We start from the raw sequence: 25,283 nt of genomic DNA, 5'->3' as shown, positions 1-25,283 counted from the left end.
TATAAATTATATAATTGTCAAAATTTACGGCAAAAAATTGATGATTTATCTTTTTGGTTTGTAAATGTATAAAAACAACTTTAAAAACTACTTAGAATGAAAGCTGACTTAAAGAAAGTAATTCTTGTGATTACATTTTTTATTACTCAGGTAATGTTTGCTCAAATAAACGTTACGGGTAAAATATCTGATGCTTCCAAGGTTCCGCTACCAGGTGTTACCATAATGGAAGCTGGAACTGGCAATGGCACCACCTCCGATTTTGATGGGAATTACTCCCTGATCGTTTCCTCTGAAAATGCAGTGCTGATTTTTAGTTATATCGGATTTGAATCTCAGGAAGTAACCGTGGGAAACCAAAGTACCATTAACATCAGCTTGGAAGAGAATCAGGAATTACTAGATGAGGTAGTTGTCGTGGGTTATGGTCAGATGAAAAAAAGTGATCTGACCGGAGCAGTTTCTTCCATAAATGCAGAACAACTGGAGCGTTTCCCTAAAACGAATGCTGCCGATGCTTTACAAGGTCAGATATCTGGGTTGAATATTCGCGCAAACTCAAGTGATGCGGAAGGCTCTGGTACCACAATTCAGATCAGGGGACAAAATTCTATTTCAGCCTCTAATTCTCCGCTTATTATTCTCGATGGAATTCCTTATTACGGAAATCTCTCGGAAATTAACCCGGTTGATATTCAATCGATGGATGTGTTGAAAGATGCTTCCTCTACGGCAATTTATGGATCGAGAGGAGCCAATGGTGTTATTTTAATTACCACCAAAAAAGGAAAAACAGGTAAGCCTGTGATTACGTATGATACCTTTTACCGGTTGGATGCCGTTGGGTACTATCCTAAAATGATGGATGGTCAGCGTTTTGGCGATGCAAAAGTGGAATATGGAGAACCACTCACCAATATCGAACAGAAGAATTATGACAACGGACATACCACAGACTGGATGGATATCGCAACGCGGACAGGATCTTCTGTACAGCACAATTTTTCGATACGTGGTGCTTCCGAAAGATCGAGTTATTATATATCTGCCGGTATAAACGATAATAAAGGAATTGTTGTTGGAGATAGTTTTAAAAGAATAAGTCTGAGGACCAATGTCGAAACAAAGATTACCGATTGGATCACATTCGGAACCACTACCCAGATCGGGTTCTACGATCGCGACGGTATTGCTGCCGATGTAGATAAAGCCTTTAATTCTAATCCGCTGGGTGATGCTTATAATGAAGATGGTTCATACACGCTGGATTCCTGGGAAGATGCTTTTTGGGCAGCTAATCCTATGGCTGATACCAATGCAAAGAATAATAATGATACCTGGCGGATCATCACAAACAATTTTTTTGATATTAAAATCCCATTCATCGAAGGACTGTCGTATCGATTAAATGTTGGCTATAACTATAGTCATCGACAATATGAACGGTATTATGGTATGGACACCAGAACAGGTAATAGAGTGAATGGTGAGCTTTACAATTCTTATCAGTACGATAAAGACTGGGTGGTAGAGAATATAATGAGCTATAACCGGACATTTGGTAAGCATAAGCTCTTTCTGACAGGACTCTACAGTGTTCAGGAAAATTCATATCAGTTTAATACGATCACCGGCCGAGGCTTCCCAAACGATCTACTTGGGTATTATCAACAATCAAACGCGAATGCTCTATCAGGAAATTCTGATTATTCACAGCGTAACTATATTTCCCAAATGTTCAGAAGTAACTATACGTATGATGACCGTTATTTACTCACGTTTACGATACGAAGAGACGGTTATTCAGGTTTTGGACAAAATAATAAATTCGGGGTTTTTCCATCTTTTGCAGTAGGCTGGAACCTTTCCAACGAAAGCTTTATGGAGAATTCCAGGAGTCTTGATTTTATATCCCAGCTTAAATTAAGGCTTTCCTATGGGGAAAATGGAAATGAAGCAATCGCTCCATACAGTTCACTGGCTCCCTTATACCCCAAAGCAAATCTTGATGAGGAACATCAGACAGCAGTAGGCTATTATCCCGAAAAACTGGGTAATCCTGCATTGAGCTGGGAGACAACTCGTTCGTTTAATGTCGGGACTGATTTTTCCTTATGGAAGAATCGAATTTCGGCAAATATTGACGTTTATTTTTCTAAAACTACAGACCTCCTGCTCAATAGAACGATTCCCGCATTGAATGGTACTGATCAAATCACAGAAAATGTTGGAGAAACCCGTAACAACGGTCTTGAGATAACCCTGAATACGATTAATGTTGATAAAAATGATTTTCAATGGAGAACAAATTTCGTTTTTTCAAAATACCGCACGGAAATCGTAAATGTAGGATTGACGGATGATAACGGTAATTATATTGATGATGTGGCCAGCCGATGGTTTATCGGCCAGCCGATAAATGTAAATTACGACTATATGATCGATGGGGTCTGGCAGGTAGAAGATTTTGAGGATCCAACCATCCCTGACACTATGAAAGAAGGATATCGGCCTGGTGATATGCGATATCGGGATGTTGACGGAGATGGTGATGTGGATACCAGTGATCAGACAATAATCGGGAGTGCAGTACCTTCCTTTACCGCAGGTCTTACGAATATAATGACCTATAAGAATTTCAGTTTTAGTTTCTTCCTGAATAGTATCGTTGGGATAGACCGAAGAAATCCGATTCTGAATAATTTCATTCCACAATTGGAGAACGTCTATGATGTCGTGGATTATTGGAGAGAAGATAACACAAATACAATCTATCCTAAAAACACTCCCGGGTCCAATAAATATGACACCGATTATTTTGACAGCGCAACTTTCGTCAGGTTGCAGGATATAACCCTGAGCTATGATTTCGATAAAGCTCTTCTGGAAAAAATAGGGTTGGACAACCTTCAGGTATATATAAATTTAAGGAATGTTCATACCTGGACCGATTGGATCGGTGTAGATCCTGAACATGTATCGAATCAGGGAAATCCAATGCCAAAGAGTTATTTAATGGGGCTGAAGGTCAGTTTATAACCAAGTGCTGTAATAGAAATAATAATTAAAAACACTAAGATGAAATTATTGAAATATTTTACGATACTTATACTTTTTGGTATATGTTCGTCATGTGACGAAGAGGATTTTCTCACTGAAGAACCTCGAGATGATATTTATGCAGATCAATTGTATTCAACCTATGACGGTTTTCAAATGGCATTAAATGCTTCGTATGCGATGGTTCGAGAGGAATTTGCAACAACCGCCAATACTTCTCTTGGAACACAGGTGTATATGCTGGCCGGAACAGATATTGCCTGGAGCCCGAACACCAGTGGGTCTGATTCAGACTGGTTGAACTGGAGTACAGATCTGTCTCCCGACAACGATGCTGTAGAAGATATATTTATGTGGTTATACCGTGAAATCAATTCGGTAAATAAAATAATCGCAAGAGCTGAAAATCCTGATGTAGACTGGCAAGGTACTAGTACGGATGAAAATTCAGAAAGAATGAAAGAAATTATTGCTCATGCAAAATTACTAAGAGCCTGGGCATACAGACATTTGACCTACCTCTATAGCGATGTGCCGTTGAGCCTGGATGAAATCGATGGTGCTAACTACAAAACCGATTGGGTACGCACTCCTGTTCCAGAGATCAGGGCTCAGATGATTGAAGATCTGATATTTGCCAAAGAGAATCTTCCCTGGCGGTATGACAATCCCGGAAGGGCGAATAAGGCAGTGGCCATGCATTATCTTGCAGAGACGTATTGCGCGACCGGTGAATATAGTAAGGCTGTAGCGGAGGCAGCCACAGTCATTGAGAATTCAGGTTATGCACTGGTGACCAATCGTTTTGGTAATAATGCCTCCAATCCTGGAAACCATTTTATAGATATGTTCAGGGAACCTTTCTATACAGACGGGAATACCGAAACGTTATGGGGATTTTTAAATATTGAAGAATCAGTAAATCCCGAAGGTAATTTCAACAACCGAATCAGGGATCAGTATTACTCTTATTACAGCAATGCAACCCCGGTGAAAAATTATATGAAAAATAATAACATTTCTACGGATGATCAATTAAAGGTTTATGAATTCAATGGAGGTAAGGGAGCGCAAAGAGCTGCCATGACCGCCTGGGCATTTAATTTATATGAAGATCAGGACCTAAGGGCTGATCAGTACTCAATTGCCCGTTATATCATATTTCCCAATAAGGATAATGCGTCACAGATAGATACTCTATTGTTTACGCATACCACAACTTTCTCTGATGAATTCTATCAAACTGAAAAGGAAGAAGGAACCGGGGGTGCCAGTGCTGAATGGCCTTTTACAAAAAAATGGGATTATGTAAACCCCGCTGATCCCAAAGGAGTGAACTCCTACAATGATTTTATCTATCTGAGGCTAGCCGAAACCTATCTGGTTTATGCAGAAGCATTATTGGGAAATGGAGAAGCTGATGCGGCAAAGGCAACGCTCAATGTTTTAAGAAATCGTTCGAACGCATCTGAATTTTCAGGTACCGTAGATATCGACTTCATATTAGATGAAAGGGCGAGAGAACTTTTCGGTGAGGTTGCCAGAAGACATGCGTTGGTAAGAACAGGTAAATTTTTAGAAAGATCCAGAACATATAATCGTTATATGTATTTTCATTTGAAGGATTTTCATGAATATTGGCCCATTCCTCAATCTGTAATTGATTCAAATACAGGGTCAGTTATGGAACAGAATCCAGGATATTAAATTTAATTTCAAATCGTATATGCAAATGAGACAATTTAAGATATTTCTACTTTTATTATTTTTAGTTCCAATTACGAGTAAGGCGCAAACAGAATCTACCAAAAGAGTATTGCTGGTGGGAAATAGTTTTACTTATTTCTGGAATATGCCACAAATGGTCAATGCGATGGCCCTTTTGGATAAATACCCGATGGATGTACGACAATCGACGGTGGGAGGGGCTACCTGGGAGGAACATTACAATGAAAAAAGAGGGACGCAAACCCGCAGACTTTTAAAGGAAGAAAAGTGGGATTATGTTGTGATACAAGATCACAGTCTTAGCACTTTGGAGGCTCCGGACAGATTTGAGGAATATGGATCCAAACTGACGGAAACTATTAGAAAATCTGGAGCAAAACCTTGTCTCATGATGACCTGGGCATATTCTTCTAATCCTTTGATGCAGGATGAGATCACTACTAAGTATCGAGAACTCGCTCAAAAATTACAATCCGATATCATTCCGGTGGGAGAATTGTTTATGAAGGCCAGAAAACTAAGACCTGATCTCAACTTTTATTTTGATGATAAGCATCCGTCTTCAGAGGGTTCTTACCTGATCGCACTTATTATGTACAAAGCCCTTACTGGAAATTCGGTCCGGGAAGTTCCCGATCGATTGTATTCCCGGGATGCGTATGGAGAAGAACTTATCCTATCTTTTATACATCATGAAACAGGAGAGTTTTTAAGGCAATTGGTAGAGGAAACAGCTTTTAATGGTAATCTTTCAAAGGAATGACGATAAATAAGCGCTTATTTTTTTTGATTCTCGGGCCCCTGGTTTTTCTGATCTTACAATTACTTGGAAGTCCGCAAGGTATGCCGGATCGTGCATATAGTATGCTGGCGATAACGTTATGGATGGCGATCTGGTGGACTAGTGAAGTCATTCCGATAGGGGTTACCGCATTGCTTCCTATTGTTTTGTTTCCATTAACTGGTTCCGTCGATATCGCAACTACAACGGCATCTTTCGGTCATAAGTACATTTTTCTTTATATGGGCGGATTCATGCTGGCTATCGCCATCGAAAAATGGAACCTGCATAAACGTATCGCTTTACACATCATTCGAATCATAGGTACTGATGTGACCCGGATAATATTGGGTTTTATGTTGGCTACTTCCTTTTTATCGATGTGGATTTCGAATACAGCAACCGCTGTAATGATGCTTCCTATAGGGATGTCGATCGTTTCGCAACTGAAGGATAATCCACTGACGGAAAAGGATGAAAACCTCATTTTTGGAAAAGCGTTAATGCTTTCCATTGCTTACAGCGCTTCCATAGGTGGAATTGCAACCTTAATCGGAACCCCGCCAAATCTTGTATTTGCCGGATTTATTACTGAAAATTACCATATTGAGATCTCCTTCTGGAGCTGGATGAAGATAGGATTGCCTATTTCGTTGGTATTATTGATAATCGGCTGGTATTATTTGACACATTATGCATTTACTTTCAAGCAGAAGAAATTCCCGGGAGGGGTGCAGGAAATAGAGCGGCTTTTGCATAATCTTGGACCGATGCAAAAGGAAGAGAAAGTGGTATTAGCAGTATTTGTACTGACAGCTTTTTGCTGGATTACCCGTTCTTTTCTTTTACAGCGAATCGCACCCCAAATTGATGATACGATTATAGCGATCATAGCGGGTATTATTTTATTTATACTTCCTACGACCAAAAAAGGGCATACAATTATAAATTGGAAGGAGGCTGTAAAAATGCCTTGGGGTATCATTTTACTCTTCGGAGGCGGGATGGCACTGGCCTCAGGTTTTGAAGTGACGGGTTTAGCTAACTGGTTCGGTAGTCAGGTAAAATTATTAAATGGGATGACTATTCTTACACTTGTTTTCATCATCATTACGGCGGTGAATTTTATTACCGAAGTAACTTCCAATCTGGCAACTACGGCCATGTTATTGCCTATTCTGGCACCGGTGGCATTATCGCTGGACATTAACCCTTATATGTTGATGGTTGCCACCACGCTTGCTGCTTCCTGTGCTTTTATGCTGCCGGTGGCAACACCACCCAACGCTGTTGTTTTTGGTTCGGGATATCTGAAAATTCCGGATATGATTAAAACCGGTTTCTGGATGAACATTATATCCATTCTGCTGCTCACACTCATCGTTTATTTTATGTTGCCAGTGGTCTGGGATTTCGATCCAAAGGATATAAAATTGTTTAGAGACGCTGTAGGTGAACAAGTATTAACGAATACTGGAAAGTAGTCAGGTTTTTAAAGTGACTATTTTATTTATAGATCAAAAATTTATCCGGGAAGTTTATGCCCGGATAAATTTCGATATCAGTGTATCTACATTTTTGCAGTATGATGATTTTATAATAGCTTTGGCCTCAGCTGTACCCGAAGATAGGGCAAGGTAATCTTTATCAATGCTATTGTAACCCCACGTTTATTATGAATTCAACCATTACTTATGTAAGACCGGTTTCACTACTCAAGAAAATTTTCGGAGGGTTGGTCTTTTTGTTTGCCCTTTTTATCATGATTACTGAAAATCCACTTTTCGGAGGGTTTATGCTGGCATTCAGTATTTATCTTGTAGGAACAGAAGGTTCTGAAATCGATCTGGATGCGAAAAGATTTCGTAAAGTCTGGTCGATTTTCAATTTGAAATTTGGTAAATGGAAGTCCTTTCCAAAATTCGAATATGTCTCTGTTTTCAAAGGAAAACAAAAACAGAAAGTTAACGGAATGGGCGCATCCACTTCTTTTAGCGATAGTGTTTTTTTGATCAATTTGTTTTATGAACGGAATAAGTATGAAACGTTTTACCGCACTTTCGATAAACAGGAAGCCTTTGCCATAGCCGGAAAAATCAGGGAGAAACTGGCTCTTGATATCTTAGATGCCACCGAAAGAGAGCGAAAATGGATGGATTAACAACTCCAGCCATATTGCTTTTGACGTTATTAAATGCCCTACAGGTAGGAGGAATAAATAGAACGACAGCGTAAAAAAGAGGATAATCTGTATCATTACTGCCGGAAATCGATCATGATTATTTTATCGATACAGAATCCGTTGGAGAAGGGGCTCTTCCTATGTCCGGGAGACTGTATTTTGCAGTAGTATGGAGCGCTGCTAAAAAGGATCCGGTCACTCCATGGCTACTACATTAAGATATAATTGTGCTCATTGAAAAAGGGAAGGTCATAAGTTTGTAATATAGCGGGACATCAAATAAAAAGAAGTAAATTAGCCTTAGTGCTTCCAAACCAATCATTCAGGAACAGATTCACCTACAGCCAAAGTTCTGAGTTAATCACATGACATTTTTAACGATCTTACATGTCGATAAATATTCCCAGATACCTAAAAAGGGTTGTTCTTTTAGTTGTCATCTATATCGCATTCATCAGTCTTGGTTTACCGGACTCCTTATTGGGGGCTGCATGGCCGGAAATGTACCGCGATCTGAAGGTTCCTGTTCACTATGCAGGAATTATTTCCATGATCATCGCCGGAGGTACCGTAGTTTCGAGTTTGCTCAGTCACCGATTTATCGATAAGTACGGAGTAGCTTTAATAACCTGTATAAGTGTATTGATGACCGCTTTAGCAACGCTCGGCATCTCCTATACCTCCTGTTTTTTGATCTTATGTATGTTGGCGATCCCGCTCGGACTTGGAGGAGGGAGTGTTGATGCAGCTTTGAACAATTATGTGGCTTTGTATTATAAAGCAGTTCATATGAATTGGTTGCATTGTTTTTGGGGAGTTGGAGCAGCGATCGGCCCCCTTATTATGACCCGATATCTTTCCGATGAAAAATCATGGACAGGGGGGTATAATGTAGTAGGGTGGATTCAGTTAGGCGTGTTTATCATACTCCTGGTCTCCATTCCGCTGTGGAAACATAATACGGGACAAACAGGGGAAGCACATCAGGAGCAGATTCGACTACCTGTGACCTCATTATTGAAGTTGCCGGGGGTGAAACAGGCACTGTTGGTCTTTTTCTGTTATTGTTCCCTGGAGGCTACGTTCGGATTATGGGGTTCGAGCTTTTTGGTTTTCATAAGAGGCTTTAAGCCAGAAGATGCGGCAACATTGGTAACCATCTACTATGGAGGCATCACCATTGGAAGATTCATTTCCGGAATCATGACCCTGAAGTTAAGTAACCGGCAGTTGATATATTCAGGACAATTACTGATTTTCCTGGGTTTGATCGTTTTGTTTCTGCCTTTTGGGAGCACTATTTATTTAGGCTTTTTAGCGATCGGTTTAGGATGTGCGCCCATATTTCCGAGTCTGCTCCATGAAACACCCAGTCATTTTGGAAAGGAATACTCACAAGCGATCATGGGGTTGCAAATGGCCAGTGCTTATATCGGAATTACTTTGATGCCCTTACTGTTCGGTAAGCTGGCCTCCTACACGAATTACGGATTATTGCTTTGGTTCTTAGGTATTCTACTGTGCTTAATGATTGTAATGACTCTTAGTTTGATCAGGAAGATTTCCAGGAACGAAATATAATTACGAAATGACATATTCAGCAGGAGTTAATTCAAGACCTGGGCTTATCGATACCCCGGTCGTACATGATGATACTTCCCGCAACTGATACGTTCAAGCTCAGTTCAGATTTGAACTTCACCAGAAAATGTGATTTTTCAATGGCCTTTTTTGACAGGCCGTGATCTTCCGCTCCGAGCAGATAAACACAGCGTCTCGGGTGGTGAAAGGTTTCCAGCGGTTCGGCTTCATCGGTTAATTCAACTCCGACAATTCTGGCGCCTTTGGGTATATGTTTCAAAAAATCTTCAAAAGTCTCATAATGATAATAGGGCATGGCTTTAACCGCATTATGAGTATCACAAGCCTGTTTGGCATAACGATTACCGATGGTAAATATGAAACTAGCACCCATGTTTTGAGCTGAACGCCAAAGTACCCCAAGATTTTCCGGGGTCTTTCCGTTTTGAATACCTATTCCAAAGAATTCATTTGTGAAATTGTCCATAACGGCAAAAATAATATTCTCGCTCCGGAATTTTTTGAATTCTTGTTAGAAAGAAAGGAATTTGGATTCGAATCACTTGGAAAAGGATTGATAATCATATTTTTATGTAATTTCAGGTAGGTTTGTACAAGTGCTACAATCAAGATTAATCATTTTGTTCAATAACCTTAATCAGAGGAATTATGATAGTCGATCATTTAGGGAAGTTTGCGAAAATTGATGCTTCAGCATATATAGCTCCTAACGCCATGATTTGTGGAGATGTAACCATTGGTGCGAATGTGCGGGTTATGTTCGGTGCCCAGATCATTGCCGAGAATAGTCCGATCACTATCGGGAATAATTGTATCATTCTCGAAAATGCAGTGATTCGGGGGACACATAATTTTCCTGTTACTATCGGGTGTAATTGTTTAATAGGCCCGAACAGTCATTTGGCGGGATGCATTGTGGAGGATCAGGTTTTCATCGCAACAGGAGCCTCGGTTTTTCATGGGGCAGTATTAAAGCAGGGTTCAGAGGTAAGAATTAACGGCGTGGTTCATCTAAAGACTGTGTTGCCGGAGCATACTTTCGTCCCCATCGGTTGGGTAGCTGTGGGTGATCCCGTTCAAATATTTCCACCTGAAAAGCATGATGAAATCTGGGCGGTTCAAAAAGCACTGAATTTCCCGGGTACCGTGTATAATATCGATCCAATCAATTTGGAAGGAAATGTTATGGAAATTATCTGTAAGACCATGTCGGCAAGGCTGGGCAAACATCAACAGGACGGTACAGGATAATTTCACCCACTTGATGTCCTATCTTCCATTTCCTGATCCGGAAGGATTTATTCCAGTGGGGTTATTGTAAAACGAAATTAATGAGAGGAAAACTTCTGTTGTTGCTTTTGTGTTTAGGCTGTTCCTCCCTTTCAGCTCAATTCAATACTATACAGAATGATCACTTCTGGGATACCGTAAACGGAACACCCATTTATAGTCAGGGAGGCGGTATTTTCACCTTTGAAGATCCAACCACGGGACAAGAAAAGTATTATTGGTACGGAGCCCATTACAAGGAGGCTGAATTATACCGATTCGATCAAACTTATACACCACCGAAAGATAATTTTGTAGCGGTTACCTGCTATAGCTCTACAGATCTTGTTCATTGGTCCTTTGAAAATAACGTCTTTGAAAAGTCTGATGCCTTAGTGCATGAGCCCAACACGGGATGGATGGGCAGATTAGGTGTGGCCTATATTTCAGCATGGAAGAAATATGCACTTTTTATTCAGCACAATGATGGGGTGCTCATCGCCCTGGCTGATTCACCTACCGGAAAGTTCAATTGGCATCAACGTCTGGATATGACGGGTTTGATCGGCACACCCAACACCGGAGATCAGACCGTGTTCACCGATCAGGATACAGGAAAGTCTTATCTGGTCTATTCTTACGGAAGAGGTCGAAATAAGATCTATATCTCGGAGATCGGCATTAAAAACGGAAAGGTAGACCTGCTGGATTGTACACAGATCTATAAGGGACAAGGCCGTGAAGGAAATTGTATGTTCAAGTTTAAGGGTAAATATTATGTATTTGCTTCAAACTTATATGGCTGGGATTCATCGTATGCTTACTACCTGGTGAGTGACGATATCAGAGGACCCTATTCTCCGGAGGATCAAATGCTGATCACGCCAGGCTGTATGGATGATTTTGCGCATATAACTCAGACCGGATTTTTTGTGAACGTGAAAGGAAGTAACCAGGAAACCGTGATTTATTGTGGAGATCGCTGGGCTAATTTTGCAGGTAACGGATTAGGTTACAATCAATGGATGCCTTTATCTTTTAATAAGGATACGCCGTATTTAAATTCGCTTAATTCCTGGGACCTGAATGAAGATACCGGTGAATGGCGTGTTTCAAAAGGCAATAACTATGTAAAAAATTCGAGTTTTGAAGCAGATCGCAGATCGATTCCTTCCCCTGCAAAGCCTGTCCAGTCTCATATTACAGGTTGGGTGACTCACATCTATCAGGGGAATGCTGTAATCGTTGGAGATACGGAATCTCCTCAATTGAATTATTTCAATTCGAAAACAGATCGTCGATCGGTAATTGGAGAGAAGTCTTTGAACATTGAGGATAAGGTTTCATTTAAACGAAAGGTTTACCAAATTATTGAATCCACACCCACCTATTCCGTTCCCGATGGCATCTATATACTAAAGGCAAAGGTCAAAAGCAATTCGGGTATTGATATTTTGGAAATATATGCAGAAAGCGGGGGGAATAAAAATAGTCAATCTGTAAAAAATGATTCAGGAATCTGGTCGGAAATAAGGCTGGAAAATATTAGGGTAGCGCATGGTAAGGTTGAGATCGGGTTCTATGTGGAAGGGGAAGCCAATGCCAGTTGCCAGATCGATGATGTTGTATTTTCACCAACGAATTAATTGCAGAAGTACAACCATGGAAATGGCGGTCAATGCTTACATCCGGATCTATGAAAACATTAGTTTTTACTTCTATACCTGTCTCATCCTGCAGTTCTTCTATTAAGGGGGTTACTTCGCTACCGTATTCAAATGAACAATTTGCTCGATCCAATCACTTTTATTATCGAGGTAGAAATCGGGTTGAATTCCAGTATATTCATATACAATGAGGTCTTTATCTGCAATTTCCGTGGATAGAACGAGCTTATATTCCATACAAGCTGTTTGCGTTGAATACGCTTTATTCCCGTATCCATAGGTCAACATACCTCTTGAGTTTTCACCTACAATAATCGTGCGTTCATCCTTTTTTAAGGCTAGTGCCGTTAATTCAGCCGCACTGGCCGTTTTAAAGTTTATCATCACATAAACTCTTTGAATATTCTTATTGTTGCTTATGGCCTTCAACAGCGGTTTAGCCTGGTTTGTGGCGCCACCCCCATTATTTCTAAGATCGATTATGAGATTTTCTTTTTTTAACTGATCGAGATGCTGCTTGTAAAACGCATCGGCTTCTTTCATCAGTGTTTTCGTTCTGCTTAAAGTTTTAATTCCGATATAGTCGAATGCAGCCATTGATGAATCGAAGTTAAAATTATCCTCATGGTTCTTGTTAAAGAAGTATTGATTGTCTTTATTCCAAAAGGTAGATTTAATTCTCCCGTCAATTACAGATAGGTTCTTTTGATAGTAGAGGAGTCCGTTTTTGTAGAATTCAAATAGTTCGTAGTCATTATTTTGAGTTCGGTTAAGACGCAATCTTATTTTCCCAGGTTTCCAATCTTTGGAATTGGAATTCAAGGTGATTCCAAAATAAGTAGAATCATTTTCTTTTTGCACCAGAATACGGTCGCTTCCCGCAACGTAAATTCCGGAAACAGGATCGTTACCTGGGGTAAGAGTATCTATGTCTTTTGAATAGAAGGGGACGCTTAACTCCAGGTCTTCAGGGATCCTGTAGAGTTCATTATGCCTGTCATTGATATAGGAAATGTATTTCTGTAAATACCCCGCACAAAAAAAAGAACTTAAACTGTCTTTCTCGATTTCTTTTTTTAGAGTGGCTTTCCATCTGGCAAAATCAGTTTCCTTCCCGGTCTTTTTGATTTGATCATCATAGCTTTCCGAGTTCGTTATAAGTTGTGAAACGTTATCGAGTTCTTTTTGGCAATCACAATCGTTTTCCTGGCCGAAAATTTGGGAAAGGCTTAATAGAAGGATTAGGGTTACATAGATTTTAAACATAATATTGGTATTGTTCTTTAGATTGGATTTATTGTATCGCTGATTATCAGCGAAATTAGACACGGTAAATGAAAGTGTGAATTTAGACATTTCCTACGATGGTGTCATAATTCTATGGTCGTAAAGAGGACACTTTATTCAAGGTACCCTTTGTAATTGAACCAATTATATTTTCTGAGGTTCATAGATGTAGCTGAAATGATGGGGTGTTTTTTTAATTATATTCGAGTTATCAGGAGAACTAAAGATCAACGTAATCATTTTTGGATATGAAAAAAATAAAAATCCGGTGCAATCGTGGAAGGTTAAAGTTTATCGATCCATAGAACGAAACTTCCAAGACTATACAGATCGAGTATTAACACTATTCCCTTCATTATATTTTCTTGTACTTTCATGGAATAGCTATTGAGAAAACGGCAATGCCAAAAACCTTCGAATGTAGATTTGTTTAGCTATCTATGTAGTCAACTAACTATTTTTTGTATCTTTAATACACCGATCGAAAAAAATGGAAAAAGATTTTATCAGACAACTTGGTTACAGGGCATTGGATAACCGATTAAAAAGAATCAGTGATAGAATGACTCATGATACCAGAAAGTTCTTTAAACAGATAGCAATAGATGTAGAGCCCAGTTGGCATTTGGTGTTTAAACTTTTTAAACAACATAAGGTGCTTACCATGGTGGAAATTGCCGAGGAATTGGGGTATACGCATCCGTCAACTGTGGTATTGCTCAGGAAGATGACCGCTAAAGGTTATATAATAGCCGAGCCTGATCCCGAGGATAAAAGAAAACAGAACCTGAGACTGACCCAAAAATCAATCGACTTGCTACCGGAATTAGAGCATATATGGGAAAGTTGTGAGCGGGCTATTTTACAAATGCTCGAAGGAGATTTGACCATCATCAGTTATCTTGATGATATTGAGGAAGCCTTAAAAGATAAACCTTTTAACGAACGCTTCTATACGGAGTACCAGAAATGAATCGATAAAAAGTATTGTAATGTTTAGATCAAATGATGCCACGGAATTTACACGAAGAGGAATGATCAGAACGATAGGTTTAGGTCTGAGCCTTGCTGCCCTGCCTTCATTTATGAATCCGGAAATGAACCATATTTCGAAGAATGCTTTAGATCATGGCGAGAAGATCCTGCCGGTAGAAGAAGCTGAGCTGATCGAAATGCAAAAGTTTATTGAGGATTGCTTACTAGCTAATAAGGAGGCCAACCCTCAGGAAGCGGTAAAAGAAGTTTTGAAAAAGGGAATTTCGAATCCGGATTTGATGTTAAAAGCCATTGGTCCACCCACAGAGGCAGGTCTCAAGATTTTTTTACGATCGAAGGAGCTGACCATTTTTGCCGCTTCCTGGACACCTCAAATGAACCTTATACCACACAATCATTTAATGTGGGCGTACATTGGGATCTATACCGGCCGTGAGGATAATATTCTTTGGGAGAAAAGAAAAAATGGCCTGGAAGCCTCAGACGTCAGATGTTTATTCGCCGGAGATGTGGCAACGTTGAACACGAATGCCATACATTCGGTGACCAATCCTTTACCGAGATTCACCGGAGGCCTCCATATTTATGGGGGAGATTTCTTTGCTACTGAACGGAGTCAATGGGACCCGGAAACGCTAACGGAAGAACCTTCGAATGGGGAGGTAATAAAGGATATTTTCAGAAAGGCCAATGAGCAAATGCGACGCGTTAAACAGATAGATTGATAAAATTCTCACTTTAGATAAACGGATAATGAGAAGAGTATTAATATCCAGTGGTAGTCCCTATGAAGATATTGTTGGTTTCAGTCGTGCTGTCCGGGTAGGACCCTATATTTCAATAGGAGGAACAGCGCCGATAGATGCAAATGGAGATACCGTAGGCATCGGTGATATTTCCCGACAAACCTTGCAATGTTTGGAGACTATAAAAATAGCGTTGGAAAGTGCAGGTTCAGGTTTGTAGGATGTGATCAGAACCCGTATGCTTTTAATCAATATTGATGATTGGAAAGCGGCTGCTACAGTCAGATCCACTTATTTTAAAACCATTAAACCGGTAGATACGATCGTGCAGGTGTCTGGTTTTATAGATCCGGACTGGTTGATCGAAATTGAGGTGGATGCCATTGTTACTCATTGATTGCTAAACAATTCCATGGTGTAATCCAGTAATTGCGAATCTCCATAGGCTCCATGACCTGGCACAATGATCTTTACATTCGGATATGCCTTTTTGATTAAATTAACGGTATTTGACCACTCTCGTACATTCGCATCGCCAAGGTATCCTTTTCCCGCTCCAATTTCCTTGATCAGGCATCCTCCAAAAATCAGATTATCGCCAGAGAAATAGCCGATAACATTATCTTTGGAATGTCCCTCTCCATAGAATTTAACGACCACACGCTGATCACCGATCATGAAAGTCATGGAATTTTCAAACCCATTCGCGGGAACTGCCGTATGTTGATCCCTGGCCAGTTCGATGGTTTTGAAATTCGCATAGGAAGGAATCCCATTTTTCTCAAATGCCGGTAATCCGCCGAGACAATCCTCATGGAAATGTGTGGGTATGACGGCGTTGATCTGACAACCCAGTGTTTCCTGTACCCATTGTATTAACGCCTCAGCGTCAGCATCATTGACAGGTGTATCCAAAACGAGGGCTTCCTTACCATTTCGAATGATAAGTCCGTTACACGGCACTTTCCCAAAATCGTACGTTTGCAAATAGGAAATATGCAGGAACGAATTCTCCGAGATCTGGGAGATAACCAAATGATCTGATTGATATAAAACCTTAGCCTGAAATTCATCGTTTCTTTGTGTATATGTTTTCAGGCAGGTTATCATCAAAGAAAAAAACAAAAAGGATCTTATTAGGGTCGTCATTGCTACAGGGTTGAACTAAGAAGCCGAGGTTTTTATTTGCTGATAAAGGTCACGGACACTAAGCTACGTTTTTAATTAAATGCTGGATAATTGTCGCTTTAAAAATTTTATCATAAAATTCTTGCATGGATTCGACTGATCCTATCTTTTTCTTTCTAAGAACCAATTTTAAGTTTTAACCCCAAACGCTGGATTAAAGCCAAATTATGAGGTAGAAAGCTTTAGTGACGATTCGATTTTTTCTGCATAGTTTGAGATATTGAAGTTTATGTTTTCTCCAACACCATGGTATATGCAGATTTTCAGCCGAACTATTATAGTGTAAAATTCGCTTAAGAAAACCCTTGCCACATAATTAGAGATTCAGACTTTTTTTGAAGGATTTGAACCTAACTTTTACTTCCGGGGTTACGGTTGGCAAAGCAGGGAATCCGGAACTGATTCTTCAGGCTACGGTTCGACGGCAGAATTAGCTAAATCATGAGTCTTTTTTTGTGGGAAAACTTCTGTGATCTAATAACATTTCCTTTAAGTTTTAATAAAGATCATCTTCGGATATGCGTTCCCGGCTCTTGGTAATTTTATCCCTTGAGAAAACTTTAATAATTATGCAATTATTGAATAGTTTAAAGGATGGGGATCTAAAAGCTTTAGAGACAGTATATCTGAAATACCACCAAAGGTTATATCATTTGGCCAAATATTTTGTCAAGGATGACAGTAGTGCCTCAGATATCGTTCATGACATCATTCTTAAATTATATCACCACCGAAATAAACTTTCCACAGAAGTTACCTTAGAGGCACAACTAATACGCATAGCCAAATCCTATTGTATCGATTTTGTAAAAAAGCAGTATAAAACAATTCTGACTGAAGTCATTTTAGAGGATCGTGAAGAAATTGGCACCGATAGTGACTATAATTTCACTTTAAAGAAAGAGCTCTTGAATCAGGCCATCGAAATTTTACCTACTGAGTGTAAAGAAATCTTTAAGCTGCACAAATTGGAAGGGTTAACGCAAAAGGAAATAGCAAATTATAAAAGTATTTCGATTAAAACCGTTGAGAATCAAATTTCTAAAGCCGTTAAAATATTAAAAGAACAGCTTCAGAAACCTAATGATCTCCACTATTCATATTAACAAAGTATTACCTTACAGTAAACACGTAGGGGAATTTATTTTCTCAAAAGAATTATTAGCAGATTAAATACAACAATGAAAAAATCTGGTAGTAATAAGGTCTCGCTCCTTAACGAAGAATTTATTGAAGGTAAAGTTGAGCAGCTTTGGCACGAAGAGTCCGGGGTAGGAATGCCTTTGCCTTTAAAGGAAACAACCTGGAAACGGATAAAACGAACTGTACAAAAGAATCATTTACGGACCTTATATAGAATTGCAGCTATGGTGGTTGCGATATTAGGTATATCCGGTATACTATTGTTCCGCCAGAATCAGGTAATCACTACGGTTGTAGTAAATGATGGGATCACTCCAAAAAGTATTGATTTAAGAGATGGTTCAACGGTGATCTTAAATCGAAATTCTGAAATCAGTTTTACCACAGATAATGATAGAGCCGTATCACTTAAAGGAGAAGGATATTTTAAGATCAAAAAAGATTCACTTCATCCTTTTAAGGTGCTGACAGATTCTTTGGCTGTAATGGTTTACGGAACGGAGTTCAATGTATATGCGTATCCAAAGGATCAGGAGGTATCTGTGTCACTTTATACCGGTAAGGTTCATATTTTAGAAACCAATGGAATAACCCTGAACATGTCTCCCGGCGAGAAGTATTCCAAAGACTTTTCAAGGAACCAAACATATATCAGTGAATTTAATAAAAAGATTCAGGTTGATTGGATGACTTCTAAGATCATCTGTGTTGAAATGCAGATGTCTGAACTACTCAAAAAAATATCCAACTATTATGATGTTGATTTTGAATTAGCGGAGAAAAGTATTGCCGATAAATTCATCTCAGGAACCTTTAAAATTGACAATGGCATTGAACATTTTCTGAACATCATCAGTTTTTCACATGATATTGAATATACACAGATTGACCAAAAAACCTATCGATTGAACCAAAAAGAAAAATAAAAAGAGGGAAAAATCGGCCCGATTTTCCCCCTGAAAATTTTCATTTAACAAGTGTAAAAATGAAAAATCAAACGTAGTGAATTAATATTTAAAATACCAAAAATTATAAACCATGGAAGTTAAAAGACTTTTCACAACAACCGGCCCTTGTTGTGATCAGTGGATCTAAATTTTATTTAACAAGTGTACTAATGAAAAAACATTTACCATTGATTATGTTGTTGTTTACCCTATTGGTAACAGCAAATTACAGTTATGCAAATGCCTTGACTATTGCATACGAACAAAAGAAGCTAAAAAGTTTAATTGAAGAACTCCAGTTACAATTTGAGGAAATGGAGTTTGTCTATAACCCTAATAGCTTCGAAGGACTTTTAGTGAATGACTTTATAATTCAAAGAAGTTCAAGCTTAAAGGCAAATTTGGATAATTTAGAGAAAGTCGCACCAATCAGCTATCTGGTGGATGGCCATACGGTGGCATTAAAACGTGTTGATATGCCTGTAAAAGTACAGGAGTATCAAATAAAAGGAATTGTTTCAGATGAACAGCAAATTCCAATTCCCGGAGCAACTATTGTAATCCAGGGGACCAACAGAGGAACCAGTACGGATATGGAGGGTCATTTCTCTATTACTTCGAATACGTTTCCAACGACTATTGAAATTTCTTATCTCGGATACAATACCCTAACCAGAACATTTACGGAAACACCGCTGGAGGTGCAATCGTTTATAATGACAACTTCCATGGAGGCTCTGAATGAAGTGGTGGTAACAGGTCAGGGAGCTGATGTTCGAAAAAAGAGATTGCCAACTCAGGTTACCACGATTAAAGGAGAAGATCTGGAGAAGATATCCTCGCAGCGAATCGATCAACAATTATCCGCACAATTACCGAATGCGCAGATCAATTTGACAGGTGGGCAAGCCGGAGCAACCAGTATCATTCGGGCAAGAGGTGTTAATTCCGCCTTTTTGAACTCCACTCCGATTATCTATCTAGATGGTGTTCGTCTTGACAATTTAAATACACGTGCAACCTTAGGAGGATCTTCTCAGGGTTCTTCCATGAGTGCAATTGCAGATATACCCATGGATAATATTGAAAAAATAGAGTATATCAACGGAGGTGCAGCAACCACGCTTTATGGATCTGATGCAGCAAATGGAGTGATTCAGATTTTTACCAAAAAAGGAGGGAAGATGGGAACGCATGTTAGTGTTATGGCAGAAAGTGGTATTGAAACTCCAACCGCTGATTTTCTGTATTTTGATCGTTCAAAGGATCTGTTGTTTAGAAATGGCCTTTATCAGAAGTACAATCTCAATCTAAATGGACGAAGCAGTACCGATTTCGGTTATAATTTTTCGGCAAGCTTTATGAACAGTTCCGGTGTGCAGATTCATGACCAGAATGAAAATATGAAGGCTGATTTCAGTACGGGATTTAAAGCTAAAATAGCCGATAATTTTGATTACGAAAGCTCTTTTATTTATGTTCATAATCAGTACAAACGAAACCGTAATGGAAATCAGGGTGGGTATACAGGCCTATGGTTCGCAGAAGATGGCGCATCAAAAATTACAGGCCCGGGATTCAATAACCGATTGGATGAATTGTCTGAGGAGGAATTTGAGGAAATGAAGGCTTTTGTTGATAATGCAGAAAGATTGCAGGATAACCAGATCATTGTAAATCGATTCACCACTTCGCAATCCTTTAAATACAAGCCTATAGAAAGTTTAATGCTGAAATTTACCGGCGGACTGGATTATAGAGCACAGGAGCAAACTGTCGTACAGACCAATGAATATCTCACCGCTACAAGGGGACAGGAAATTACAGATCAGGGGAGTATTCAAAATATTCAACGAAATTATTTAGGTATTACCTTAGAGTTTACAGCCCAGCATACCTATAATACCGGTGACTTTTCATTCATTTCAACAGTGGGAGGGCAGTTGTTCCGAAATAAAGATCACCAGATTCTGTACTCAGGTACCAATATTCGTGACGGTGCCTTAACCATTAGTGATGCTGCCGTAAAAGACAGTGATGAATTCCTGAGTGAGGTATTGAACTATGGTATCTATGCACAGGAAAATATCGGATATAAAGACAAATTATTTTTAGACCTGGGGATAAGAGGTGACCGAAATCCGGCATTCGGAGATAATATCGGTACTCAGTTTTATCCTAAAGCGGGAGCTTCTTATATGATGTCACAGGAATCCTGGTTTAACACGAATCTCATTTCTTCATTGCGATTCAGAGGTAGTTTTGGAATAGCCGGAAATCTTCCGCCAGCCTATGCCAATGAAAAGACTATTGTTTTCGATGGGTATCTGGGGAATCAGGCGGCTGCCTTTGGTCAACCCGGAAATGAAAATTTAAAACCTGAGAAAACCCATACCATTGAAGGTGGGGTAGATATCGCTTTCTTAAGAAACAGGGTTAACCTGTCAGCAGGCTATTACAGATCCCTGACCAAGGATGCATTATTCTATATTCCTTCTTCTCCCTCCAGTGGATATACGGTGAGTCAATTACAGAATATCGGAGAAATAGAGAATTATGGATTGGAATTCAGTGTGCAGGTAACACCGATCCAAACGGATAATATTTCATTGAGTTTTAACGCTTCCGTGAACACGCTACATAATGAAGTGCTGGATGCCGGTGGAGCCCCCGCATTTAATTTAAATGGATTTAGTGCAAGAACACTGCAAACTGTGGTTCAGGAAGGCTATCCAATAGGATTTATTCGTGGAAACTATGGTACTTTCGATGAGAACGGAGTGCTTGAAGAGACCATACCTCAATCTTATTTAGGAACTACGATTCCAGATCTTTTCGGAAATATTGGGATGAATTTCTCTTATAAGGATTTTAATCTTTTTGCTAACGGTTCATATCAATCCGGAGGATATGGAGCGAACTGGGATGCACAGTTCAGATATTATTACGGTGCTGCAGAAGGGAATATCCCTCAAGGTGAGATCGATGCAAATGGACGTGCCAACTGGTTGAATTTCACCAACCGATTTGTTGAAAAGACAGACTTCCTGAAAATCAGAACCATCGGGGCATCGTATACTTTCAGACCTGGAAATTCAAAAGCATTTGACTATATCATTCTGGGGATCACAGCGGTTAATCCATTCAATTTCACGGCATCATCCTTTGATCCGGAGGCTACCATCAGTGGTGCAGCTCAAGGTCAGGGAGGAGCTAGTACGGGTGGAATTTCTTACGCTACTTACTCAGCTCCAAGACAATTTTTAACAAGCTTAAAAATCAACTTTTAACATTACCAAACATGAAAAAAATTATAATATACATTGTCCTCATCACAGGTTTGTTTTCTGCTTGTGTAGAGAACCCGAATGTTACCGAAGATGTGTACTTAAGCAATCCGCATGCAGTGAGTAGTTGGCTGAATGGCTTAAAAAGACAATTGGCTAAAACTTCGAATACAGTTACTATAAACGTGGCGATCACTTCGGATAATTACTTCAATAATTATTCTCAATATAGTAAGGTATTTGATGTTTTACAGATCGATTACTTCGATGTGGATGTAAATGCTATCCAGGCTGATGTTCAGGCACTGCGTGAATTAGCAACCTATGGAATTGAAACCGTATACCCTGCGGATGAAAATGCAACTGAGGAAGATCTTTCATTTATATATTTCTGTTTGGGGTATTCCAATATTCTCGGTGGAGAATTATTCACAGGATTACCGGCTTCCAATCTGGGAGAAGTACTTTCTTCAGCACAAACTTTAGAAGTTGCGCTGGAAGCGCTTGACCAGGCCATTGCATTTACCGATGACCAGCAAATGATCGCAGTATGTCAATTGCTGAAAGCTCGGGCTTATTATAACTTAGGAGATGCCAATAATGCCTATACCGAAGCAACAGAGGCTTTAGCGGTTCCTGAATTATTGTATCAAATTGCCTATGACGGTGTGAACAGTCTTTCCAATGAAATGCAAAATGCGACCTATGATGCATTACCGAATCGACTGGCCCCACTTCCCAGACTGGACTTTTTGGATCCTAAATATTATTCAACGGGCACACCTTCCACAGATCAAAAGCCGGTTACCCTGGTAAAAGCGGAAGAAGCTTATTTAATACTGGCTGAGATTGCTTTGGCTCAAAATGATATAGCTACTGCGAAATCAAATCTAATTGGACTTTTAAGTTTGATCAATATAAGACCAAAAGTACTGGTCGATGATAGCGGCGAGACCAGAAATGGTGGGAATCGTACAGATTACCCGTTAACCGCTGTAAAGGTTCGTTTTGATGCAAATAGTGATTTCAAAAGTGGTCTGGTTTTAGACAGACAACAGGGGAGTATTACCGTAAGTACTGTTTCAGGCACACACGTAACAGCTGCGGATATTGACAATGCCCAGACTATTGATGACGTACTTTATCATGTGTATTTAATGCGCCAGGAGGTATTTATGAGTGAAGGGAGAAGATTGACGGATCTGGGTATAAAATATCCGATTTCTCAAATCGAACAGGATAATAATTCCAATGTTTCCGATGAATATATAGAGGCTCAGATTCCAAGCTTTGTAGCGGATAAAAATTTGGATGATTTCTCCACAGATGCGGATGGAAACATTACCATTACCGTGGATATGAACAAAATAATTGTTGAGAATAAAAATGATGTGGCCATCGTACCTTTTTTCTAAAGCTTTCAATATGATTAACAAGAATATAGCCTTTGGTCTGCTTAGTATAGTATTGCTGGGCAGCATATTTCAACTTAATGCACAAGAGACTAAACATGTGGTGCTAATAAGCATCGATGGTTTTCGTTCAGATTTTTACAAGGATCCGGAATGGGCTACGGCCAATTTGAAATACCTTGCAAAAAATGGTACGACAGCCGCAGATGTTCGGACTATTTTTCCCTCGGTAACGTATCCTTCACATACTACCCTGGTAACCGGAACCTTGCCGGAATCTCACGGGATCTATTATAATACTGGCGTAGGTAAAGATGGAAAACCCGAGGGATGCGTATATGATTTTAATCAGGTAAAGGCAAAAACCATTTGGCAGTATGCTAAGGAAAAAGGAATGTCAACAGCTTCGGTTTCCTGGCCTGTTACCGTAAATAACCCTTATATCGATTATAATATTCCGGAGATTTGGTCTTTTGATAATCCATCAGACCGTCGGGAAGCAACCCGGGAATTTGCAACTCCTAAAGGTCTTTTTGAAGAAGTTACCGAGTATGCTACGGGACAAATGGAAAAGGATGCCTATAATCTGACTTCTTTTAGAATGGATGAGAATTTAGGCAGAATAGCCAGTCACATCATCGAAAAATATAAACCCAATTTGCTGACGGTACATTTTCCGAATACCGATGGGGCACAACATAAAATGGGTAGAGAAGGAGATTATGTGAATAGAGCAATTGCTAATGCAGATAATGCAGTAGGAGCTATTTACGATGCTTTGGAAAGAGCCGGTATTTTAGAAGAAACTGCTATTATTATTACCGGAGATCATGGTTTTGTAACGGTACATACCGCAATTGCACCTAATATCTGGCTAAAGGATGCAGGACTTTACGAAAAAGCATTTTTCTTTTCCACAGGTGGTTCTACGTTTCTTCATCTTAAAGATAAGAACGATACCAAAACGCTGGATAAGGTTAAACAGCTTCTGGCACAATTACCCTTTGTCTATCAACAAACCTTTAAAGTGATCGATGAGAAAACGATTCGAACCTATAAAGCAGATCCGAATACAAGATTGGCCTTATCGGCAGCAGATGGATATGCTTTTTCCAATGATGCACAAGGTGAGGTTTTACAGCATAAAGTTGGGGGTAAACATGGGTATTTCCCTGATAATCATAACATTTATACCGGTTTTGTGGCTTATGGTGCCGGGTTTGCAAAAGGGAGAGAAATCCCATTACTGCATCTGGAGGATATCATGCTTGTCATCGCTCAACTACTTAAAATTGAGGTGAAGGAAATAGACGGTATCGCACAGCCGGGCATATTCGAAAAATAGTGTAATTTGATTTTTGATTAACTCGTTGGTGTAAGGCTCTCCGTATTTTTACAGAGGGCCTTTACATTTTAAATGTATTAAATCACCATAGTATTTACTTTCCTGAATTACTTTGTAGAAACTACCGAAGTACAGATACGCTTTTTACTTTCGATTCAGGCATAAAACTGAATGTCAGTGAAGGAACCTGAATAACATTAAACCATTATACTTTAAAGCAACTCTTTGTGAATTTATGCATCTATGAAAAAACAAAATCATGAAAACCAAAATTTTACGGCTACTTGGCATACTGTTATTTTTAGTTGCTTGTAATAACGATGATCAAAATTCCCAATCTGAACTCAATGGTACCTATACCGGAATTTTTGAACGGAATGGGAATACTTCAGAAGTGGTTTTGACTTTTACCAATGAAACGTTTAAGGGACAAAGTGAGCTCGAAAAATTTCCTGCGCTTTGTAACGGAACTTATAAGATCTCTGGCAATACCGTAACCTTTGTCAATGGTTGTCCCTGGACCGCAGAATTCGACTGGTCACTGATTCTGAATGACGAATGGACTTATGATTTGAATGAATCCATGCTACATCTGACCAAAGCGAACGGGGACAAATATATGCTGACAAAGCAATAACAAATG

The 25,283-nt window shown here is 39.4% G+C and carries 19 protein-coding genes and 1 pseudogene; 17 read left to right on the top strand and 3 right to left on the bottom strand.

Annotated elements, in window-relative coordinates; translation table 11 throughout:
- The first annotated feature begins 96 nt into the window (after positions 1-96).
- The 6 genes from DMZ48_RS08945 to DMZ48_RS08920 all read left to right on the top strand — a co-directional run bounded on the left by DMZ48_RS08945 (position 97) and on the right by DMZ48_RS08920 (position 9,332).
- Entirely contained in the window at positions 97-3,039 is a 2,943-nt protein-coding gene (locus DMZ48_RS08945; protein ID WP_143954793.1) for a SusC/RagA family TonB-linked outer membrane protein, read from the top strand.
- Positions 3,040-3,078: 39 nt separating this feature from the next.
- On the top strand, positions 3,079-4,767 hold the full coding sequence (locus DMZ48_RS08940) for a RagB/SusD family nutrient uptake outer membrane protein (RefSeq protein ID WP_143954792.1): 1,689 nt from the start codon (positions 3,079-3,081) through the stop codon (positions 4,765-4,767).
- A 25-nt stretch (positions 4,768-4,792) separates the two neighbouring features.
- Positions 4,793-5,551 (top strand): SGNH/GDSL hydrolase family protein, encoded by a 759-nt coding sequence (locus tag DMZ48_RS08935; protein WP_242009164.1) that lies wholly within the window; start codon positions 4,793-4,795, stop codon positions 5,549-5,551.
- Entirely contained in the window at positions 5,548-7,053 is a 1,506-nt protein-coding gene (locus DMZ48_RS08930; RefSeq protein WP_143954790.1) for an SLC13 family permease, read from the top strand. The genes DMZ48_RS08935 and DMZ48_RS08930 overlap by 4 nt, the downstream gene beginning before the upstream one ends.
- Positions 7,054-7,244: 191 nt before the next feature.
- Entirely contained in the window at positions 7,245-7,730 is a 486-nt protein-coding gene (locus DMZ48_RS08925; protein ID WP_143954789.1) for a hypothetical protein, read from the top strand.
- A 408-nt stretch (positions 7,731-8,138) separates the two neighbouring features.
- On the top strand, positions 8,139-9,332 hold the full coding sequence (locus DMZ48_RS08920) for an MFS transporter (protein WP_143954788.1): 1,194 nt from the start codon (positions 8,139-8,141) through the stop codon (positions 9,330-9,332).
- Positions 9,333-9,363: 31 nt separating this feature from the next.
- On the opposite strand, the gene DMZ48_RS08915 is transcribed toward DMZ48_RS08920, so the two are convergent.
- Entirely contained in the window at positions 9,364-9,819 is a 456-nt protein-coding gene (locus DMZ48_RS08915) for an RNA methyltransferase (RefSeq protein WP_143954787.1), read from the bottom strand.
- 182 nt (positions 9,820-10,001) lie between these two features.
- Between DMZ48_RS08915 and DMZ48_RS08910 the strand changes: the two genes are divergently transcribed.
- Positions 10,002-10,604: a gamma carbonic anhydrase family protein gene (locus DMZ48_RS08910; protein ID WP_143954786.1), complete on the top strand. Its 603-nt coding sequence runs from the start codon at positions 10,002-10,004 to the stop codon at positions 10,602-10,604.
- 80 nt (positions 10,605-10,684) lie between these two features.
- Positions 10,685-12,268: a family 43 glycosylhydrolase gene (locus tag DMZ48_RS08905; RefSeq protein WP_143954785.1), complete on the top strand. Its 1,584-nt coding sequence runs from the start codon at positions 10,685-10,687 to the stop codon at positions 12,266-12,268.
- Positions 12,269-12,379: 111 nt separating this feature from the next.
- Here DMZ48_RS08905 and DMZ48_RS08900 read toward each other — a convergent pair whose 3' ends face one another.
- The gene (locus DMZ48_RS08900; protein ID WP_242009163.1) at positions 12,380-13,645 is read right to left on the bottom strand and encodes a S41 family peptidase; all 1,266 of its coding nucleotides are present in this window, start codon (positions 13,643-13,645) and stop codon (positions 12,380-12,382) included.
- A gap of 421 nt (positions 13,646-14,066) precedes the next feature.
- Between DMZ48_RS08900 and DMZ48_RS08895 the strand changes: the two genes are divergently transcribed.
- From DMZ48_RS08895 to DMZ48_RS18775, 3 genes and pseudogenes are all read left to right on the top strand, one after another.
- Positions 14,067-14,549: a MarR family winged helix-turn-helix transcriptional regulator gene (locus DMZ48_RS08895; protein WP_143954784.1), complete on the top strand. Its 483-nt coding sequence runs from the start codon at positions 14,067-14,069 to the stop codon at positions 14,547-14,549.
- A 19-nt stretch (positions 14,550-14,568) separates the two neighbouring features.
- Complete coding sequence (locus tag DMZ48_RS08890; RefSeq protein WP_143954783.1) at positions 14,569-15,297, top strand: hypothetical protein; 729 nt, start codon at positions 14,569-14,571, stop codon at positions 15,295-15,297.
- Positions 15,298-15,325: 28 nt separating this feature from the next.
- Positions 15,326-15,715, top strand: a pseudogene (locus DMZ48_RS18775) (RidA family protein).
- Here the strand turns inward: DMZ48_RS18775 and bla are convergent.
- Positions 15,709-16,467, bottom strand: a complete 759-nt coding sequence (gene bla, locus DMZ48_RS08880; RefSeq protein ID WP_143954782.1) for a subclass B1 metallo-beta-lactamase — start codon at positions 16,465-16,467, stop codon at positions 15,709-15,711. The pseudogene DMZ48_RS18775 and the gene bla overlap by 7 nt on opposite strands.
- A gap of 608 nt (positions 16,468-17,075) precedes the next feature.
- Between bla and DMZ48_RS08875 the strand changes: the two genes are divergently transcribed.
- The 6 genes from DMZ48_RS08875 to DMZ48_RS08850 all read left to right on the top strand — a co-directional run bounded on the left by DMZ48_RS08875 (position 17,076) and on the right by DMZ48_RS08850 (position 25,277).
- Positions 17,076-17,612: an RNA polymerase sigma factor gene (locus tag DMZ48_RS08875; RefSeq protein ID WP_162558693.1), complete on the top strand. Its 537-nt coding sequence runs from the start codon at positions 17,076-17,078 to the stop codon at positions 17,610-17,612.
- Positions 17,613-17,687: 75 nt separating this feature from the next.
- Positions 17,688-18,575 (top strand): FecR family protein, encoded by an 888-nt coding sequence (locus DMZ48_RS08870; protein WP_143954780.1) that lies wholly within the window; start codon positions 17,688-17,690, stop codon positions 18,573-18,575.
- Positions 18,576-18,766: 191 nt separating this feature from the next.
- A complete protein-coding gene (locus tag DMZ48_RS08865) occupies positions 18,767-21,886 on the top strand; it encodes a TonB-dependent receptor domain-containing protein (protein WP_143954779.1) in 3,120 nt (1,039 codons plus the stop codon).
- Positions 21,887-21,897: 11 nt separating this feature from the next.
- Entirely contained in the window at positions 21,898-23,298 is a 1,401-nt protein-coding gene (locus tag DMZ48_RS08860) for a tetratricopeptide repeat protein (protein ID WP_143954778.1), read from the top strand.
- A 10-nt stretch (positions 23,299-23,308) separates the two neighbouring features.
- A complete protein-coding gene (locus DMZ48_RS08855; RefSeq protein ID WP_143954777.1) occupies positions 23,309-24,640 on the top strand; it encodes an alkaline phosphatase family protein in 1,332 nt (443 codons plus the stop codon).
- A 259-nt stretch (positions 24,641-24,899) separates the two neighbouring features.
- Positions 24,900-25,277, top strand: a complete 378-nt coding sequence (locus DMZ48_RS08850; protein ID WP_143954776.1) for a hypothetical protein — start codon at positions 24,900-24,902, stop codon at positions 25,275-25,277.
- Positions 25,278-25,283 lie beyond the last annotated feature (6 nt).

Origin of the sequence: Robertkochia solimangrovi (assembly GCF_007279655.1) — a bacterium.
Lineage (GTDB): Bacteria > Bacteroidota > Bacteroidia > Flavobacteriales > Flavobacteriaceae > Robertkochia > Robertkochia solimangrovi.
Note: the sequence above shows the minus strand (reverse complement) of the source record. Positions and strands in the feature narration are given on the sequence as shown.

What these genes read in the sequence shown, in the direction of transcription:
- DMZ48_RS08895 (WP_143954784.1), top strand. Translation starts at nt 14,067, where the DNA reads ATGGAAAAAGATTTTATCAGACAACTTGGTTACAGGGCATTGGATAAC.
- DMZ48_RS08855 (WP_143954777.1), top strand. Translation starts at nt 23,309, where the DNA reads ATGATTAACAAGAATATAGCCTTTGGTCTGCTTAGTATAGTATTGCTG.
- DMZ48_RS08910 (WP_143954786.1), top strand. Translation starts at nt 10,002, where the DNA reads ATGATAGTCGATCATTTAGGGAAGTTTGCGAAAATTGATGCTTCAGCA.
- DMZ48_RS08875 (WP_162558693.1), top strand. Translation starts at nt 17,076, where the DNA reads ATGCAATTATTGAATAGTTTAAAGGATGGGGATCTAAAAGCTTTAGAG.
- DMZ48_RS08865 (WP_143954779.1), top strand. Translation starts at nt 18,767, where the DNA reads ATGAAAAAACATTTACCATTGATTATGTTGTTGTTTACCCTATTGGTA.
- DMZ48_RS08870 (WP_143954780.1), top strand. Translation starts at nt 17,688, where the DNA reads ATGAAAAAATCTGGTAGTAATAAGGTCTCGCTCCTTAACGAAGAATTT.
- bla (WP_143954782.1), bottom strand. Translation starts at nt 16,467, where the DNA reads ATGACGACCCTAATAAGATCCTTTTTGTTTTTTTCTTTGATGATAACC.
- DMZ48_RS08900 (WP_242009163.1), bottom strand. Translation starts at nt 13,645, where the DNA reads ATGTCTAAATTCACACTTTCATTTACCGTGTCTAATTTCGCTGATAAT.
- DMZ48_RS08930 (WP_143954790.1), top strand. Translation starts at nt 5,548, where the DNA reads ATGACGATAAATAAGCGCTTATTTTTTTTGATTCTCGGGCCCCTGGTT.
- DMZ48_RS08850 (WP_143954776.1), top strand. Translation starts at nt 24,900, where the DNA reads ATGAAAACCAAAATTTTACGGCTACTTGGCATACTGTTATTTTTAGTT.
- DMZ48_RS08905 (WP_143954785.1), top strand. Translation starts at nt 10,685, where the DNA reads ATGAGAGGAAAACTTCTGTTGTTGCTTTTGTGTTTAGGCTGTTCCTCC.
- DMZ48_RS08945 (WP_143954793.1), top strand. Translation starts at nt 97, where the DNA reads ATGAAAGCTGACTTAAAGAAAGTAATTCTTGTGATTACATTTTTTATT.
- DMZ48_RS08890 (WP_143954783.1), top strand. Translation starts at nt 14,569, where the DNA reads ATGTTTAGATCAAATGATGCCACGGAATTTACACGAAGAGGAATGATC.
- DMZ48_RS08860 (WP_143954778.1), top strand. Translation starts at nt 21,898, where the DNA reads ATGAAAAAAATTATAATATACATTGTCCTCATCACAGGTTTGTTTTCT.
- DMZ48_RS08915 (WP_143954787.1), bottom strand. Translation starts at nt 9,819, where the DNA reads ATGGACAATTTCACAAATGAATTCTTTGGAATAGGTATTCAAAACGGA.
- DMZ48_RS08940 (WP_143954792.1), top strand. Translation starts at nt 3,079, where the DNA reads ATGAAATTATTGAAATATTTTACGATACTTATACTTTTTGGTATATGT.
- DMZ48_RS08935 (WP_242009164.1), top strand. Translation starts at nt 4,793, where the DNA reads ATGAGACAATTTAAGATATTTCTACTTTTATTATTTTTAGTTCCAATT.
- DMZ48_RS08925 (WP_143954789.1), top strand. Translation starts at nt 7,245, where the DNA reads ATGAATTCAACCATTACTTATGTAAGACCGGTTTCACTACTCAAGAAA.
- DMZ48_RS08920 (WP_143954788.1), top strand. Translation starts at nt 8,139, where the DNA reads ATGTCGATAAATATTCCCAGATACCTAAAAAGGGTTGTTCTTTTAGTT.